Origin of the sequence: Klebsiella sp. MS 92-3, from assembly GCF_000195655.1 — a bacterium.
GTDB classification, from domain to species: Bacteria; Pseudomonadota; Gammaproteobacteria; order Enterobacterales; family Enterobacteriaceae; genus Klebsiella; species Klebsiella pneumoniae.
Genome location: NZ_GL882828.1, coordinates 1 through 2,395, shown reverse-complemented (window position 1 = coordinate 2,395; position 2,395 = coordinate 1). Strand labels below are relative to the sequence as shown.

Annotated in this window: 2 protein-coding genes; both read right to left on the bottom strand. The window is 63.0% G+C overall.

All coding sequences use genetic code 11. The features are described from left to right. Positions 1-30: 30 nt before the first annotated feature. The gene (locus HMPREF9538_RS09510; RefSeq protein ID WP_020316731.1) at positions 31-1,179 is read right to left on the bottom strand and encodes a trans-sulfuration enzyme family protein; all 1,149 of its coding nucleotides are present in this window, start codon (positions 1,177-1,179) and stop codon (positions 31-33) included. 10 nt (positions 1,180-1,189) lie between these two features. Next, positions 1,190-2,395: pyridoxal-phosphate dependent enzyme (locus tag HMPREF9538_RS09515; RefSeq protein WP_009485587.1), on the bottom strand; the 1,206-nt coding region annotated here is incomplete at its 5' end.

Genomic DNA, 2,395 nt, shown 5'->3' with positions numbered 1-2,395 from the left:
GCGCTGACAACGCCCCGCGCGTCGGAATAATCACTCCGCCCGCAGCGCCTGCTGCCAGTCGGCAATCAGATCGTTGGGATCTTCGATCCCCACCGACAGGCGGATCAGCTGCGGTGTGATACCGTTCGCCAGGCGTTTCTCCAGCGGGATCGAGGCATGGGTCATGCTGAAGGGCTGGCTCACCAGACTCTCCACGCCGCCCAGGCTCTCCGCAAGCGTAAACCAGCGCAGCTTGCTGATGATGCGCTCGGCGTAACCTTCATCGCCCTTCACCACCACCGAAATCATGCCGCCGGGCAGGGCCATTTGCTGGCGCGCCAGCTGATGATGCGGGTGCGAGGCCAGCCAGGGAAACCAGACTCGCTCCACTTCCGGCTGCTGTTCCAGCCATTCGGCGAGCTGCAGCGCGTTCGCGCTGTGGCGCTCCATCCGCAGCGCCAGGGTACGGATGCCGCGCAGCGTCAGGAAGCTGCTGAACGGGTCAAGCACGCCGCCTACCGCATTCTGCAGATAGCCAAGCTTTTCCGCGAGCCCGGAGTTATCGCCAACCACCGCCAGGCCGGCGACGACATCGGAATGGCCGTTGAGGTACTTGGTCGCGGAGTGCACCACAATATCAAACCCATGCTCCAGCGGGCGATGGATCGCCGGCGAAGCAAAGGTGTTATCGGCGACGCTGATCAGGTTATGGCGGCGCGCGATGGCGGCGATGGCGCTGAGATCCGCGAGCTTCAGCAGCGGGTTGGTGGGCGTTTCCACCCAGATCATGCGGGTGTCGGGGCGGATCGCCGCTTCAATTCCCGCCAGGTCGTCGGGTTTCACCCAGCTCACCTGCAGACCCGCGCTACGGCGGCGAACGTTTTCCAGCAGGCGGTAAGTGCCGCCATACACATCATCGACCGCCACCAGGTGACTGTCCTTATCCAGCAGCTCCAGCACGGTGGAGATGGCGGCCAGCCCGGAGGCGAACGCGTAGCCGCGCGTGCCGTTTTCCAGGTCGGCGATCGCCGTCTCCAGCGCGTGGCGGGTGGGATTCCCGCTGCGGGAATATTCATAACCGGTATGCTGCCCCGGCGCTGGCTGAGCAAAAGTGGAGGTGGCATAAATCGGCGGCATCACTGCGCCGTGGCTGTCGGTGAAGGTTCCGCTATGTACACTCAGGGTGTGGATAGATGACATAAAAAATTCCTTATTGTGCGACTCGGTTACGCCAGGCGGTCAATACATCGCTGCGGGTGACCAGGCCAAGAAAACGCGCGTTGTCAGCGATCACCGCCACCAGACCGCGATCGAGAATGGCCTGCAGTTCACTCTCTGGCGCACGCTTATCGAGAGTTTCAACATGGCGGCTCATCGCTTCGCTGACCGGCAGGGAGAAGCGTTGGCGATCGCCCTGTACGTGGCGGATCAAATCCCACTCATCGACGATGCCGACCACGCGGCCATCCTCCAGTACCGGCAGTTGGGAGATGTCATACAGCCGCATGCGGGTAAAGACCGCGGCCAGGGTGTCGTCCGGCGCGGCCGTGACGGTAGCGCCTTCGTCATGGCGCAGGGCGATAAAATCACTGAGATCGCCCTGTTCGGGGCGGGCGATCAGTCCTTGCTGGCGCATCCAGTCGTCGTTGAACATTTTGGACAGGTATTTATTGCCGCTGTCGCAGGCGAAGGTCACCACCCGCTTCGGACGGCTTTGCGTCCGGCAGTAGCGCAGCGCGGCGCTGAGCAGGGTGCCGGTGGAAGAGCCGGCCAGCACTCCTTCGACCTGCAGCAGCTGGCGCGCGGTGTGGAATGCTTCGCGGTCGCTGACGCGATACGCGGTATGTACCCCCTCCAGCCTGGCCAGCGGCGGGATAAAATCTTCGCCGATCCCTTCGACCAGCCAGGATCCCGTTTCGCCGTAGCGTCCGGTATCGACCTGATCGGCAAGGATCGAACCCGCCGGATCGGCGAGAATAAATTCCGTTTTCGGCGAGTGCTCTGCAAACCAGGCCTGAAGCCCACCCAGCGTGCCGCCGGAGCCGACGCCGACGACGATGGCGTCGATGTCGCCCTCCAGCTGCTGATAAAGCTCCGGCGCAGTGGAGGTGGCATGGGCCAGCGGATTGGCGTCGTTATTAAACTGGTCGATATAAAAGGCGCCCGGCGTTTCATCGGCAAGGCGGCGGGCATAATCCTGGTAGTAGGCCGGGTGGCCTTTATTGACGTCGGAGCGGGTGAGCAGCACCGTCGCGCCCAGCGCCCGCAGGTGAAAGATTTTCTCGCGGCTCATTTTGTCCGGCACCACCAGGATCAGGCGGTAATTTTTCTGCGCCGCAATCAGCGCCAGACCGAGGCCGGTATTGCCGGCGGTGGCTTCGATAATCGTTCCCCCGGGCGCCAGTTTTCCCTGGCG